The following is a 14181-nucleotide window of genomic DNA, read 5'->3' as shown; positions in this document are numbered from 1 at the left end:
ATCGTGCCGCCGGGCGGCGGCGCCTCCGCGGCCGGGTCGCCGTCCGCGAGCTTCAGCATCCCGTACGCATGGCCGACGAGATAGCCGATCGTCGTGTAGGCCCCTGCATTGCGCACGTAGTCGAAGCAGCAGTGGCGGATCAGGCGCGCGATCGTGATGTTGCGCAGCCGCTCGCCGTCGGCGAGCGCGACCCAGCCGACCCGCGGGTCACGCAGCAGCGCCTCGAACGACGCGACGTCCGGCGACGCGAAGCTGCCGAAATCGACGATGCCCGCATGCGGACGGTTCGCCTTGACGAGATTCAGCGCGTCCGCGACGGTTTTGGCGCGCCATACGTCCCAGCCGCGCGACGCGAGCACATCGACGAGCGCTGCATCGTGTTGCTGCGACAGGTAGACGAGCGGCCGCGACGGCGCGACGGGATTGTGCCGGACCGCGATGAACGGCAGCGCGCTCACCAGCCGTTCGACATCCCGCGGGCCCGACATGCTCAGCTGACAGCAATGGTTCACGATCGCCTCGCCGCATAAGGGTATGTATCGGAGCGGCCGTTGCCCGATCGTGCGCGGCGGGGCCCGTGGTCCCGCGGCGCGGCGCCGCTCCGTCCTCGAATCGATACCGCGTCATCGGCAGAACACGACGCGCTGCGTGTAGATCTGCGGCTCGACGACAGGCTTCGTCGAGCCGTTGAGATCGTCGCGATAGGCGCGGTAGGTCTTGCCGTTCACCGTCACGTCCGACGCGCGGGCCGTCTCGATCCGGTCGAGCCCGGCGTGCCGCCATTCGTTCACCCGCTCCGCCGCCGTGACGCTCGACTCGCCCGCGATCTGCTGCGTGATCGCGCTGCCGTCGCTCCACGGCTGCGTCTGCATGTCCTCGGTGTGCTGCATCGCGCCGACCGTCTTGCCGGTCGACTTCGGCCCGTTCTGCGCGTCGAACGGCGCACCGCGGCCGTACACCGGCGATTGCCACGACGGCGCGTGACCCGCTTCCGGCATCATGTAGATCATCTGCGGATCGCCGATCATCATCATCGGCGCGCATGCCGTGTTGTCGGGACGGCCGAGCGTCGACAGCGCCTGCTGGACGCTCGCGGCATTCGCGAGGGTCTGCTCGCTCAGGATGACGAAGACCGCGGGATTCTGGAAAACCGACTGCGCAGCGGCCTGCACGCTGGCCAGCCACAAAGCGATCAAAAAGATCCTCATGATTGAGGCCTCCTTGCATCCTCGTCACGCAAAAAGAGGTGTTGACCTCGGGGATGGGAGCAACACCCGTCAAACCGGAAAAGACTGTCGGGCATCGGGCCGAGCGCCTGCCGTGCGACCCGCGCGCCGGTCGCACGGCAAACCGGCCCGCACGCCTACGACGAGGTACTCGTCGAGATGACGGTCGGCGCCGGCGCGACCGGTGCAGCCGGTGCGGCCTGCTTGTCGACCGTGGCCGGCGGCAACGCTTGCGCCGGATCGGTCAGCGCAGGCATGCCGGCGGCTTGTGCAGCCGCGGTGCCAGCCGATTCGACCGCGTCCGGGACTTTCGCGTCCGCTGCCGGCATGTCGGCAGGCGCAGCGGCGACGGCAGGCTGCGGGGCCGCCGGTGCAGGCGCTTCGGCGGTCGCCTGCGGCGCCGGCTCGGCCGCCTTCGCATCGGCGGCAGGCGCCGCGACGACGGCTGCCGCCGGCATCGGTTCGGCAACCGGCTCGCCGACGGCCTGGGCCGTGTCGGTCGCGGCTGGCATCGGCTCCGGCGCCTTGTCGGCGACGGGCTGGGCAGGCTCGGGGGCCTTGTCCGCGACGGCCGGGGCAGGCTCGGGCGTCTTGTCGGCAACCGCCGGAGCAGCCTCGGGAGCTTTGTCGGCAACCGTCGGGGCAGGCTCGGCGGCTTTGTCGACGACCGGCTGCACGGGCTCCGCTGCCTTCGTATCGGCGACCGGTGCGGCAGGTGCCGGCGCTGCCTTGTCAGCCACGGCCGGCGCGGCGATGACGGCTGCAGCCGGCACGGCTGCCATTGCGGCCGCCGGTACGACCGAGGCTGCGGGTGCGGCAGCGACAGCAGGCGCGGCAGCAGCCGGCGCCGCGGCGACCGGAACCGCGGCGGCAACCGTCGGCACTGCAACGGCCGGAGCAGCCGCGGCAACGGCGGGCGTCGCGACGGCCGGCGCGGCGGCGACAGGCGCGAGCGCCGGCACCGGGACCGGGACCGGCACCGAAACGGGCGCGGCGCGCATCGAAGCCGTCTCGATCGGGCGCGTCGCTGCGGGCGCCGGTGCGGCCGAGCCGAGCGGCGGCAGGCCCATCCGGTCGCGCACGATCGGATCGCGATACTTCACGTCGTCCGCGACGGTCGCTTCGACGCTGGGCGCCACGTTCGAACGCGCGAGCGGCGCGGTCGTACCCGGGCACAGGTGCCCGGTCGCTTCCACCGCGCGCCGGTTCGCGTCGCTCTGGCACAGCAGCGCGAGCGCCACGTCGGTCAGGCCCATCGCACGGAATTCACGCGCATCGAGACGCCGCACGCAGGCCTGGTCGACCAGCGTCGTGCCGCCCGTCGCGCCGAACCCCGGGAACGACACGCCGACGCTCACCGAGCCCATGCAGGTATCGGACAGTGTGGTCGTGAGGCCCGGCGCCTGGATCGACGGGTTCGTCTTGATCGTCTGCGTCCCCGAGTAATTGACGTTTTCCGTCGCCTGGGTGTTGTACGGGCTGGAGCCTGGCGCGCCGGCCGCGAGCGTGTTCGTGCTCTGCGGCGTCACGTTGCCGCCGGCCGTGCTGGACGGCATCGTCACGTTGACGTTCACGCTCGAATTGCCGCTGCCGCGCACCCCGCTGCTGCTCGTGGCGTTGCCGCCGCGCGAGCTCGTGGTGTTCGTGTTCATGCTCGAGCCGCCGCCCTGACTGATCGCCGTCGACGATGTCGACGATTGCGCGCTCGACGTCGAATCGGCGGTTTGCGCCTGGGCACCGATCGTGGTCATCGCGAACATCGCCGCACATGCCACCTTGATCCTGTTGCTGTTCATTTCACTCTCCGGACGAGGTTTGACCTCCGACCCAGGCAACCGTACTAATTCCCCTGAATGCCTTCAGTTTTCGCTGCTTCCCCGAACTGCTTCCAGCCGCTGCCCAGCTGGGACCACGAGCCGGCCGACATGCCCTGCCACTGCTGGGTGTCCGGTCCGCCGATGGCACTGCCCGACGAAAGCGTTTGTTGTTCTGACGGTTTGGTTGTCTGGTCAGGTTTGTTTGACGTCTGCATAGTCGATTGCCCACCATCGGCGGCACGGTCAGCGCCATACGCCGTCAGAGACGCGAACATCAGAGCGGCGGCAATCAGGTTCTGCTTCATGCCAACTCCTTACGTGACAACGATGCGGAAAAGAGACCAGCGTCGCTGGGAAACTGGAAACTGGTCCCCCCACACCTGACTAATGACTGCTCCCGGTCGCGCTCGAGTCGCCCTGGCTTCCGCCCGATGCGGACGGCGAACCGGCCGGACCGGTACTCCAGACGGTCGACGAGTTGTAGTGATTCGAGCCCGTGATCGCGCCCGACCCGCCACTGCCCGTCCATCCCACGGCACCCGCGTTGGCATTGCCGTGGTCGTTCGCGCCCGTGGCCGTGTAGTGGTTCGCGCCGAGTACGATCGTGGCGGTCACCCCTCCCGAAAGCGCATTCGCGTTTTCGTTCGTGCTGCCGTTTCCAGCAAACGAGCCCGCGGCACCGATACCGCCGCCCGCCGCGAACGCGCCCCCGTTCGTGCCCGAACCGCTGGCCGTCGAAGTCGAGTTGTGATACGCGGATGCCGTGCCGGCGGAGCCGGCGGGTGTCACGGCACTGCCTGCATTCGCGCCGGCCGTCGAAGTCGAATTGCTGGTATAGCTGCCGGAGCCGACCAGCACCGAACCGGAAACACCCGCCGCGACGGATTGCGTCTGGTTGGTCGTGGACGATCCGGCCGCCAACGCAGCGGACGAAATGACGGTGAGCGCTGTCGCTAAAATGACTTTGGCTTTCATAGCAATTCCTTGCTGTGAGGAAGTTCGACGGTGGCGGAGCCGGGCCTGCCCTTGCGGGACAAGACCCGGCATCCGTGCCGCCAGCCAATGACGAACGCTACGCGTCGCGGCTTAGTGGTGATACGTCCAGCCGGTCGAGCCCGCGTTCGCGCCGCTGCTGCCGCCCGCCTGTGCGCCGCCGAAGCCGAAGCCGCCGACCGTCGACGTTTGCGTGTGGTTCGTGTACGAGATCGAACCGCTGCTGCCGCCACCGGCCGTTGCGCCGGCTGCGCCGAGTGCCGAGCCGGAATCGGTCGCGGTGAAGTGGCCGAACCCGGCGACCCCGGCCATCGTCTGGCCACCGCTCGACGAATTGCTGCTCGACACCGTGCCGCTGCCGGCAAACGCTGCACCCGAAACCGCCAGAACTGCTGCTGCAATCAGAAGCTTCTTCATGGTCGACTCCAAAACGGCGTGGAGAGAATGAGCATGGAAGGTCGCACGCCATCAACCTTCTTGCCTCGAGCAATCCTTAAAAATAAGGATCACTATCAAATCAATAAATCATTGTTTAATCGCAAATCGGTTCTTTTATTTTTTGTCCAGCCGAAGTCTAGTTTTATGTTTTTAAGTTGTCCAAAATTTCAGAGTAGGTGTTTTCTATTATTTTTATGAACATTGAATTCCAATCAAAAACACCTCGATTAGATTCACCGGAATGACGCGCACATCTTTCCGGCTCGCGATTTCAATACCCCGTCGAAAACCGATGCCGGCACTGGCACCCGATTTCGGAATTGAAAATTCGCGAATGCATCGACTACCGCTAAATGCAGCGACCGCTCGATACGCGCCCTTTAGCCGGGCGACGACGGGCCTGCATTGCAGCCAGACGACATGTCTGCTCCCTGAGCTATCGAAGAAAGGCCTTCCGGATAATCCGGCCGACGCGCGTTCGATCTAATCCGGCCGGCGCCGGCACTGGCCCGGCGCGATCGAAACGGCTCTGCACGGTTGAAGAGGAATCGGCGTCATGCTGTCCGGCACGAACAGCCTGCCCCATCCGGGAATGCTGAATGAGGTCGAGCACCGCTGTCGCCCGGTTGCCGCACGGAACGGCAACCGCTCCAGCACGCGGCGCGCGCGGAGGGCGGGAAATCGGCAAGGCGCGACCCTCGACGCTGGCACTGCGTCGCGAGCACGACCCCGATCATTCCGACTACCCCTGTGATGCGCAAGAAACGCGCGGATCAAGCCACTGCTTATAGTGTTCATCGCCGCTTCCCCGACTGGCTCGTGACGAACTGGTCGCCCCCACATCGTTGTTGCATCGTGTCGACCGCTCGCCGGTGCGTTCAATCTCGCAAACCGCATGCCATGCGATATGCCACCGGGCGTTGCGCGCGGCATGCGGCCGCCAGGCCTGACCATTACGCCCGGAACGGCATTTTTTGTTTCAGGAATGTATCGCGACAACGATGGGCACACGGCGGTTATCATTGAACAATGCGACGCAATCCCGTGAGTTGACGGACGAATCCGGCGCGCCGAAGCGCGCCGGACGCCCCAGCGAACGGGTGTTTCAAACTTGAGAAGCGCGCCTCGGCGCATGGCCGGTGGCTCGTACGTTTCCGCTGACAAACCGCAGGTTGCGGCTTGCCGACAACCGTCCGTTACCCCTGGCGAACGGAGCTCCCGGCGCACGACGCTCCGTGCGGCACGGCCACCGATAAGGCTGTAACCCGGGTTCACTCCGAAATACGAGACGAATTTGATTCATTCGTGAAAATACCGACACGATCATGCGGTGAAAAATCTTGCCGTCCGGCACATTTCGGGCGTAACAATTAAAACAAATGTAAACGCATGACCCGACAGAAACACGAGCATCATTTTTTCATTTCCATTCGTTTCGCCTTTCACCCCAGGGTCCATAAGATCCACTCATTGAAGAGACGCTTTCGATCACTTATCCGCTTGATTCTCATCGCTGAAACATGCCGATTGAAAACGGCTTTTAAGCCTCCAATCCCGTAAAAGCCTGATTTATCGCTCGTTTCGTCGTATCGAACCGTATCGATCCCGCGATCGCCACGGGCGCGTCCCTGGCCCCACGATTCACGCCTGAAACACAAACATGCGTGCCGAACGGTCATTGCGTGGCCACGCCCGCATGCAGCGGGACTTCGTCGTTCATGGCATGCCGATTGCCTGAGGTCCGGCTCTCACCGAGCGGCACGCCACGGCACACGCAATACAAGCGGTGGCCGCTCGTCAATCAGCGTATCGGGGAAAAGGCGATGAAGATCACCACCGATCGATCGACGCTTGCGTCGTTCAAGCATCAACGGGGTTGTCAGCGAAACCGGAGCGCCTGTCGCGGCGCTTCGTCGACATCGGCAGAGGCGGACCGGCGCCTGCCGAAGCGATACCCGTGCGGCGGGATGGAGCGCGTGCGCGACGCCGTCGAGCAAATCGACGTGTGGTTCCTGGAGATGCTCGACGAAGAGGAAAGCCATGAATGACAGGGGCGCGATCGACACGCGTGCCGGTCTGCGCGCACCGGTCACGGATGGAGCAGGCTTTCTCGGCAGCTACGTGTGCGTACGCGTCGTCATGAAAGGCTCATTCGTTAGGAATGCAGATTTCCACGAGCGCGGTCACTTCGACGAACCGCGCCTGTCGATGTTCGACTGCCTGCGCCACGCGATCGGTCGTCGCGCAATGACGATCGGCGAGCGACCGGCCGTCAGCCGAGCAGTTCCTTCTTGCGCAGATGCACGACGTCGCGCATCGGCGGCGCGCCGAACAGCCGGCTGTATTCGCGGCTGAACTGCGACGCGCTTTCGTAGCCGACGACGGCCGCCACCGATCCGACGTCGCCGCCCTGCCGCAGCAACAGCCGACGCGCCTCGTGCAGCCGCAATTGCTTCTGGTACTGCAGCGGGCTCAGCGTCGTCACGTGCTTGAAATGATGGTGCAGCGACGACACGCTCATGTTGACCGCCTGCGCGAGCGACTCGACGCGCATCGGCTCCGCGAAGTGATCGCGGATCCATTCGATCGCACGCGCGATCCGGTGCGTCTGGCTGCCGGCGATCGCCATGTGGCGCAGCCGCGTGCCCTGGCCGCTCGTCATCAGCCGGTACAGCACTTCCTTCTCGATCAGCGGCGCGACGACCGCGATGTCGGCCGGCGTATCGAGCAGCCGCAGCAGCCGCAGCGCCGCATCGAGCAGCGGCGGCGTCAGCTCCGCGAGCGCGATCCCCTCGCCTTCCGGGCCCGCATCGGGCTCGGGCAGCCGCATCTCGGCCGCCAGCTCGACGATGCGCTGCGGATCGAGCGTCAGCGACAGGCACAGGTACGGTTCATCCGCCGACGCACGCGTCACGCGTGAGAGGATCGGCAAGTCGATCGACGTAATCAGGCAATTGTGGGTGTCGTATTCATAAGCCTGGCCGGCCACGATCACGCGCTTCGCGCCCTGCGCGGCGATCACCAGCGCGGCGCGCGACACGGCGCAGCCGAGATCGACCGGCCGCGTGTGCCGATGCAGCATCAGGCCCGGCACGGCCGTCGAATGCGAGCCGTCCGCGGGCGCGAAACGGCCGATCAGCGACGCCAGTTCGCGCCGCCCGGCTTCGCGCGACGCGACGATATCGGTCATGTCCATGACGCATCCTCGAATGATTTCCCGTGTCGCGCGAGCATAGCGAAACGGCTCGCGGCGTGCAGGGAATTTGCAGGATTGTTCAATAAATTTGCAGGATTGGGTAGACGCAAAAACCGATGCCTCGCGCACACTCCCGGCTAACCTGCCCGTATGGCGGGTTTTCCCCACGGAGACACACAACATGCCTACCTCGTTTGTCCTGAACGGCAAGAACGTCACGCTCGACGCCGATCCGTCGATGCCCGTCCTCTGGGCGATTCGCGAACACGCGGGACTGACCGGCACGAAATTCGGCTGCGGCATGGCGCAGTGCGGCGCGTGCACGGTGCATCTCGAAGGCCAGGCCGTCCGCTCGTGCGTGCTGCCGCTCGCCGGCATCGCGGGCAAGCACGTCACGACGATCGAAGGCCTGCAGAGCAAGCCCGCCCAGGCCGTGCAGGCCGCGTGGGTCAAGCTGCAGGTGCCGCAATGCGGCTATTGCCAGTCCGGCCAGATCATGTCGGCCACCGCGTTGCTCGAACAGAACCCGAAGCCGACCGACGCGGACATCGACGCCGCGATGAACGGCAACCTCTGCCGCTGTGCGACCTACGCCCGCATCCGGGCCGCGATCCACGACGCGGCCGCGACGCTGGGAGCCTGACCATGACGATCGAACTCGACCACACCGATGCGGTGCGCCCGTCGCGCCGCACCTTCCTGAAAACCGCGGGAGCCGCGGCCGCCGTCAGCCTGACCATCGGCTTCGACTGGGCCGGCCTCGGCCGCCGCGCGCTCGCCGCGACCGCCCCGGCCGGCGATTTCGCGCCGAACGCATTCCTGCGCATCACGCCCGACGGCGCCGTCACGGTGATCGCGAAGCACGTCGAAATGGGCCAGGGCGCGTATACGGGCATCGCGACGATCGTCGCCGAGGAGCTCGACGCCGACTGGTCGAGCGTGCGCGTCGAAAGTGCGCCGGCCGATGCGAAGCGCTATGCGAACCTCGCGTTCGGCACGATGCAGGGCACGGGCGGCAGCTCGGCCATGTCGAACTCGTGGCAGCAACTGCGCGAAGCGGGCGGCAAGGCGCGCGCGATGCTCGTGTCGGCCGCGGCGGCCCGCTGGAAGGTGCCGGCCGGCGAGCTGACCACCGCCAACGGCGTCGTCTCGCACGCGAAGAGCGGCAAGACGGCCGCGTACGGCACGCTCGTCGCCGATGCGTCGAAGCTGCCCGTACCCGACAAGGTCACGCTGAAGCAGCCGGCCGATTTCAAGCTGATCGGGCACCGGATTCCGCGCGTCGACGGGTCGTCGAAATCGAACGGCACCGCGCATTTCACGCTCGACACCACCTTCCCCGGCATGCGTGTCGCACTGCTGCAACGGCCGCCGCGCTTCGGCGCGACGGTGAAATCGTTCGACGCGACGGCCGCTAAGGCCGTGCCGGGCGTCGTCTCGGTCGTGCAGGTGCCGGGTGGCGTCGCGGTCGTCGCGACGGGCTTCTGGGCCGCGAAACAGGGCCGCGACGCGCTGAAGATCGACTGGGACGAAACGAAGGCGGAAAAGCGCGGCTCGGACGAACTGATGCGCGAATACCGGCAACTCGCCGAGAAACCGGGTACGTCCGCGCGCAAGGACGGCGATGCCGATGCGGCGATCGCCGGCGCGGCGCGCAAGGTCAGCGCGACGTACGAATTCCCGTATCTCGCGCATGCGCCGATGGAGCCGCTCGACGCGGTCGTCAAGCTGACGGCGAACAGCTGCGAGATCTGGGCCGGCGACCAGTTCCAGACGGTCGACCAGGGCAACGCGGCCAAAACGGCCGGGCTGAAGCCGGAACAGGTGAAGATCCATACGCTGTATGCGGGCGGCAGCTTCGGCCGCCGCGCGAATGCGTGGTCGGATTACGTGGTCGAGGCCGTGTCGATCGCGAAGGCGCTCGGCGCGGACGGCAAGCCCGTCAAGCTGCAATGGACCCGCGAGGACGACATCCAGGGCGGCTTCTACCGGCCGATGTACTTCCACAAGCTCGACGCGGGCCTGACCGCGGACGGCAAACTGGTGGGCTGGCGCCACCGGATCGTCGGCCAGTCGATCCTCGCCGGCACGCCGTTCGAGGCGTTCATGGTCAAGAACGGCGTCGACGCGACGTCGGTCGAGGGCGCGGCGAACCTGCCGTACGCGGTGCCGAACGTGTCGGTCGAGCTCACCACCACCCAGGTCGGCCTGCCGGTGCTGTGGTGGCGCGTGGTCGGCAGCTCGCACACGGCCTACGCGGTCGAGGCGTTCATCGACGAAGCCGCGCACGCGGCCGGCAAGGACCCGTATGCGTTCCGCCGCGACCTGCTCGCGAAGGAGCCGCGCATGCGCGCGGTGCTGGAGCTGGCCGCGCAGAAGGCCGGCTGGGACCCGGCCAAGCCGCTGCCGAAGGGCCGCGGGCGCGGGATCGCGGTGGCCGAGGCGTTCAAGAGCTACGTCGCGCAGGTGGCCGAGGTCTCGGTCGACGCGGACGGCAAGGTGAAGGTCGAGCGCGTGGTGTGCGCGGTCGACTGCGGGATCGCGATCAATCCCGACATCGTCGCCGCGCAGATGGAAGGCGGCATCGGCTTCGGGCTCGGCGCGGCGATGCACAGCGCGATCACGCTGAAGGACGGCCAGGTAGAGCAGCGCAACTTCGACGGCTACCACGTGCTGCGGATGGCCGAGATGCCGAAGGTCGAGGTGCATATCGTGCCGTCGGCCGAGGCGCCGACCGGGGTCGGCGAGCCGGGCGTCGCGCCGGTCGGGCCGGCCGTGGCGAACGCGATCTTCGCGGCGACGGGCAAGCGGCATTACGTGCTGCCGTTCGATTCGGCGGATAGCGCGAAGGCTTGATGTGATGGGACGCCGGCTGCGGGGCGAGGGGTGCCCTGTGGCCGGCGTTTTTTTCGGCTGCCCATGTAGGGTTCGATGTCGGCAAAAATCTTCGCCAACCATTTGATTCAAAAAGAAAACCCGGCAAGCCCGGTAGGGTTCGATGTAGGGTTCGTTATCCCAGCCGAAGCCTCATCCGGCCCGCCCCCGAAATCCGTACCTCCCCCACGTTACGTCAGACGTAACGCCCGTAACGTCCCCGCCCGATGCTACGTAACAATCCTTCACCATTGGTATGGCCCTTTCATCACGCCCCCGGCGTTGCGCGTTAAAAATTCTTTTTAAATTCAAGGCTGCTCCGCCGTTCGCGGCCTTCCCGCACGCTATTACCCCCTGACAACCGTCCCCTGGCCCGGAAGTTGCAGCACAGGACCCCGCAAACACTCCTTTATGGACATGCGAGGGCCACCATGGATTGCAAATACCTGTACATCGACAACATAAAAATCAACTTCGTGCGCCGCACGATCGAAATCGACAACAAGGTCGTTGACGTTACGCCGCGCGAATTCGACGTCGTCGAATTCCTGCTCGACAACATGAACAAGATCGTGCCGCGGCAGGCAATCCAGGAAGCCGTGTGGGGCCGTGAGCTCGGCGTGTCGTCACGCACGCTCGACACCCATATCTCGCGAATCCGTTCGAAGCTGCAACTCGAACACGACAAGAACCTGCGGATCATCCCGATCTACGCGGTCGGCTATCGGCTGGTGCTGTTCGGTGCGGCGATGACGCACGTCGAGCGCCACGACGCGGCGCCGGTGCTGCGCGCGGCGCCCCAAGCCGCGATGGCCGCCGACTACGCGTAACGCTTCGCCCGCGCGCCGCCCGTTCGCGGCGCGCGGGCCACGCTTGTCCCACCGTGCTGCGCGGATTCGCAGCCCCTCGCGGCCTGCCAGCCGGATGCGGCCTGCACGCCGCCCGGCCTGTTAGCCAGTCACGCCCCAACCGCCGCCTCCGGGCGGCGGTTGCTTTTGACCGCCGGCCGTCGCACCGCCCGCTCCGCCGCACTTCGTCACGCTTCGTAGCACCCCGCTCCCGCCGCCTCCGCGCGATGGCCGCGACTACGGATTCCGGCGCGGCACGCGGCCAGCGCCGTCCCTACAATCGACGCAGCAGCCGCGCGCCTCTCGGCGCCGCCGGCCCCAGAACAACCCGTCGAACCAACGCCGAATCCGCCCCGATCCCGCCGTGCCTGCGCTGTTCCTGACGAATGCCGACGCCGGCGACGCCGCGAACCGGGCCCTGCCCGCTGCTTCCCCGCCGCCCGCCGCCGCGCCGGCCGCGGTCGCGCTCGACGCGTCGCCCTACCTGCCGCGCCTGTCCGCCGCCGCCGCGCGCGGGCTGTCGCATGCGTACGGCGCAACCGGCGCCGTCCCGGTCACGCTCGGCGAGCATGCGTACGAGGTGCGCTGGCGCGTCGACGCCGAGCCGGCCACCGATGCGCACGCATACCGCTTCGTCGTCGGCCCGGCCGCCGGCACGCTGTGGATCGACCCGCTCGCGGAAGCCGAATGGCTGGCCGATGCGGCCGACCCGGCGGTGCCCGCCGTGATCCGCGCGGCGCTGCTCGCCGATCTGTGCGCGCCGCTCACGGCCGTGCTGCAGGCCGCGACGCGGCAGCGCGTCGAACTGCTGCCGCCGCCCGACGGCGTGCCGGCCTGGCATGCGTCGCCTGCCGCGCTGCGGTTCGAGTTGCGGCGCGCCGACGCCACGTGGCGCTGCCACGGCGCACTGCTGTTCGACGCGCCGGATGCGCTGGCCGTGTTCTTCGCGGCCGCGCCGGCCGCGCTCGCCGACGCGCGCGCGGCCTATGCGAACCTGCCGGTGCCGCTCGTGTTCGAGATCGGCCGCACCGAGCTGACGACGGCCGAGCTGGCCGACGTGGTCGGCGGCGACATCATCGCGATCGAGCGCTGGCAGGCGCACGAGCAGAACCTGCTGTGCGTCGCGCGGCTGCCGGCCGCGCCGGCATGGGAGATCACCGGGCGGCCGTCGGGCAACCGGCTGACCGTCGAACGAATCAGGGAGATGCCATTGGAACCGACCCGCACCGACTCCGCGCCGCCGACGACGCACGACGCGCCGCCCGCCGACGTACCGCGCTCGCTCGACGGCCTCGCGGTCGACCTGCGCTTCGAGCTGCCGCCCACGTCGATGCCGTTGGGCGAGCTGAGCGCGCTGCAGCCGGGCGCCGTGATCGAGCTGCAACAGGGAATCAACCAGAGCGTGATCCATCTCGTCGCGAACGGGATGCTGATCGGCACCGGCCACCTGATCGCGGTCGGCCAGAAACTCGGCGTGCGCGTCGTCACGCTGACGCAACCCGCGCCGCGCGAGCGCTGAACGATGGGCAACCTGCCGAATCCGGTCGCGCTGATCGCGGTGATCGCCGCGCTCGGCATCGCGCCGTTCGCGGCGCTGATGGTGACGAGCTACACGAAACTCGTGGTCGTGCTCGGCCTGCTGCGCTCCGCGCTCGGCATCCAGCAGGTACCGCCGAACCTCGTGCTGAACGGCATCGCGCTGATCCTGTCGCTGTTCATCATGGCGCCTGTCGGGATGTCGATCCGCGACGCGCTGCAGGCGCGCCACTTCGATGCGTCGGGGCAGTTGTCGACCTCGGACATCGGCGCGCTCGCCGACGCGGCGCTGCCGCCGATCAAGGATTTCCTCGTGTCGCATACGCGCCAGCGCGACCGCGAATTCTTCGTGCGCACCGCGACGTCGGTCTGGCCGAAGAACCGCGCGGACGGCATCAAGGACGACGACCTGCTCGTGCTGGTGCCGAGCTTCACGCTCGCCGAGCTGACGAAGGCGTTCCAGATCGGCTTCGTGATCTACATCGTGTTCATCGTCGTCGACCTGCTGGTCGCGAACATCCTGCTGGCGCTCGGGATGCAGATGATCTCGCCGACGACGATCTCGGTGCCGTTCAAGCTGCTGCTGTTCGTCGCGCTCGACGGCTGGTCGCTGCTCGTGCACGGGCTCGTGCTGTCGTATCGGGTCGCCGGAGCCGGATGATGCGCGCACGCGCCCTGCGAACCGCCGCCGCGTGCGTTGCCGCGCTCGTCGCGCTCGTGCTCGCGTGCGGCCAGCACGGCGTCGCGCATGCGGCCGGCAGCGCCGCCGGTTTCGCGCAACTCGCTCGCGCGTGCGCGCCGAACGTCGACCCCGATACGCTTGCCGCGCTCGTGCGCACCGAGTCGGGCTTCAATCCGTATGCGATCGGCGTAGTCGGCGGACACCTGACTCGCCAGCCAGCCTCGCTCGACGAGGCGCGCGCGACCGCGCGCGAACTGTCGTCGCGCGGCTTCAGCTACAGCGTCGGCCTCGCGCAGGTCAACGAACGCAATTTCGCGAAATACGGGCTCGACGAAGCGACGATGTTCGAGCCGTGCCGCAACCTGCAGGCCGGCGGCGCGATCCTGACCGAATGCTTCGCGCGCTCGTCGGGCACCGGCCGCGCCACGCAGGCCGCGTTGCGCGCGGCGCTGTCGTGCTACTACAGCGGCAATTTCACGACCGGTTTTTCGAGCGGCTACGTGAGCCGCGTCGTCGCGAGCGCGCAGCGCAATGCGCGCGAAGGCGGCGTCGAACCGATTCCCGTCGTGAG

The 14181-nt window shown here is 67.3% G+C and carries 14 protein-coding genes; 7 read left to right on the top strand and 7 right to left on the bottom strand.

Going from position 1 to position 14181, the window contains the following annotated elements; translation table 11 throughout:
• From JMF90_RS05210 to JMF90_RS05185, 6 genes are all read right to left on the bottom strand, one after another.
• A partial coding sequence (locus tag JMF90_RS05210) for a VpsR-related response regulator (RefSeq protein ID WP_374104234.1) occupies positions 1–512 on the bottom strand: 512 nt, incomplete at its 3' end.
• A 111-nt stretch (positions 513–623) separates the two neighbouring features.
• Positions 624–1208, bottom strand: a complete 585-nt coding sequence (locus tag JMF90_RS05205; RefSeq protein WP_011547317.1) for a hypothetical protein — start codon at positions 1206–1208, stop codon at positions 624–626.
• 155 nt (positions 1209–1363) lie between these two features.
• Positions 1364–3022 carry a hypothetical protein gene (locus tag JMF90_RS05200; RefSeq protein ID WP_011547316.1) on the bottom strand — a complete coding sequence of 553 codons (1659 nt, stop codon included), beginning with the start codon at positions 3020–3022 and terminating at the stop codon, positions 1364–1366.
• 44 nt (positions 3023–3066) lie between these two features.
• A complete protein-coding gene (locus JMF90_RS05195; protein ID WP_011547315.1) occupies positions 3067–3348 on the bottom strand; it encodes a hypothetical protein in 282 nt (93 codons plus the stop codon).
• 79 nt (positions 3349–3427) lie between these two features.
• Complete coding sequence (locus JMF90_RS05190; protein ID WP_011547314.1) at positions 3428–4018, bottom strand: hypothetical protein; 591 nt, start codon at positions 4016–4018, stop codon at positions 3428–3430.
• Between the two features lie 111 nt (positions 4019–4129).
• Positions 4130–4453, bottom strand: a complete 324-nt coding sequence (locus JMF90_RS05185; RefSeq protein ID WP_011547313.1) for a hypothetical protein — start codon at positions 4451–4453, stop codon at positions 4130–4132.
• A gap of 1844 nt (positions 4454–6297) precedes the next feature.
• Here JMF90_RS05185 and JMF90_RS39995 point away from each other — a divergent pair.
• Positions 6298–6522, top strand: coding sequence for a hypothetical protein (locus JMF90_RS39995; RefSeq protein ID WP_226134186.1), 225 nt, complete (start codon positions 6298–6300; stop codon positions 6520–6522).
• Between the two features lie 224 nt (positions 6523–6746).
• Here the strand turns inward: JMF90_RS39995 and JMF90_RS05175 are convergent, their stop codons facing one another.
• Positions 6747–7670 (bottom strand): AraC family transcriptional regulator, encoded by a 924-nt coding sequence (locus JMF90_RS05175; RefSeq protein WP_006480869.1) that lies wholly within the window; start codon positions 7668–7670, stop codon positions 6747–6749.
• Positions 7671–7851: 181 nt separating this feature from the next.
• Here JMF90_RS05175 and JMF90_RS05170 point away from each other — a divergent pair, with 181 nt between their 5' ends.
• From JMF90_RS05170 to JMF90_RS05145, 6 genes are all read left to right on the top strand, one after another.
• Positions 7852–8313, top strand: coding sequence for a (2Fe-2S)-binding protein (locus JMF90_RS05170; RefSeq protein WP_006480868.1), 462 nt, complete (start codon positions 7852–7854; stop codon positions 8311–8313).
• Between the two features lie 2 nt (positions 8314–8315).
• On the top strand, positions 8316–10526 hold the full coding sequence (locus JMF90_RS05165) for a xanthine dehydrogenase family protein molybdopterin-binding subunit (RefSeq protein ID WP_011547309.1): 2211 nt from the start codon (positions 8316–8318) through the stop codon (positions 10524–10526).
• A gap of 449 nt (positions 10527–10975) precedes the next feature.
• Positions 10976–11374 (top strand): winged helix-turn-helix domain-containing protein, encoded by a 399-nt coding sequence (locus JMF90_RS05160; RefSeq protein ID WP_011547308.1) that lies wholly within the window; start codon positions 10976–10978, stop codon positions 11372–11374.
• Positions 11375–11756: 382 nt separating this feature from the next.
• The gene (gene sctQ / locus JMF90_RS05155; protein WP_011547307.1) at positions 11757–12911 is read left to right on the top strand and encodes a type III secretion system cytoplasmic ring protein SctQ; all 1155 of its coding nucleotides are present in this window, start codon (positions 11757–11759) and stop codon (positions 12909–12911) included.
• 3 nt (positions 12912–12914) lie between these two features.
• On the top strand, positions 12915–13589 hold the full coding sequence (gene sctR / locus JMF90_RS05150; RefSeq protein ID WP_006480865.1) for a type III secretion system export apparatus subunit SctR: 675 nt from the start codon (positions 12915–12917) through the stop codon (positions 13587–13589).
• Positions 13589–14181 (top strand): lytic transglycosylase domain-containing protein (locus JMF90_RS05145; RefSeq protein ID WP_201324976.1); only part of this gene is annotated, 593 nt, incomplete at its 3' end. The genes sctR and JMF90_RS05145, both read left to right, overlap by 1 nt.

The organism is Burkholderia sp. E168m23, from assembly GCF_016586125.1.
Lineage (GTDB): Bacteria > Pseudomonadota > Gammaproteobacteria > Burkholderiales > Burkholderiaceae > Burkholderia > Burkholderia orbicola.
The sequence above is the reverse complement of the archived record's forward strand: the minus strand, read 5'-3'. Positions and strand labels throughout refer to the sequence as shown.